Source organism: Pseudomonas sp. FSL R10-2189, from assembly GCF_009600325.1.
GTDB classification, from domain to species: Bacteria; Pseudomonadota; Gammaproteobacteria; order Pseudomonadales; family Pseudomonadaceae; genus Aquipseudomonas; species Aquipseudomonas helleri.
In genome coordinates, this window is record NZ_WIVZ01000122.1 from 1 (window position 1) to 502 (window position 502).

The window sequence follows — 502 nt, forward strand, 5'->3', positions numbered from 1 at the left end:
CCTATCACGACACTATTACTTTCATTGCTCACAACCACCGAAGAAGGCAACAACTCACCCGTCGTCGCCACCCAATCACAAGAAAAAATCTTATTGGCATAAGCCGTTCTTAGCGTGTTCCGATCTACGATGCGCATATCTGGCGCGCACATATAATCAAGATAACTATCACCTCTATTATTTCTAAAGAAATCGTCAGCAGCAGCCATCACATTCCCGAAAATATCTGAGTGGTAAATTGACAACAAACCTGTCGCAATAGCAGCTACAGCTAAAGACCCAACAAAAAAAGCCCCCGCACCGGACAAAACAACAAATGTTCCAACAACCCCAACTCCATTACCCAGTAGACTATACAGCTCACCCTTTTTAACTTCACGCCCAGCCTTCACATCCATCCCCACCTTCAGGAATGTAATAGTTCCCGCGATAATATTCCCTGGCAGACTAATTATTGGCACGTAGGGGCCCGCCAGTTTAGTCACCGAAGTAACACTCGCCA

1 protein-coding gene is annotated in these 502 nt (G+C 45.8%); it reads right to left on the bottom strand.

Annotation, left to right across the window (positions count from 1 at the left end; genetic code table 11):
- The coding region (locus GHO32_RS26200; RefSeq protein ID WP_153443126.1) for a hypothetical protein at window positions 1–485 on the bottom strand (485 nt) is incomplete at its 3' end.
- Window positions 486–502: the final 17 nt, after the last annotated feature.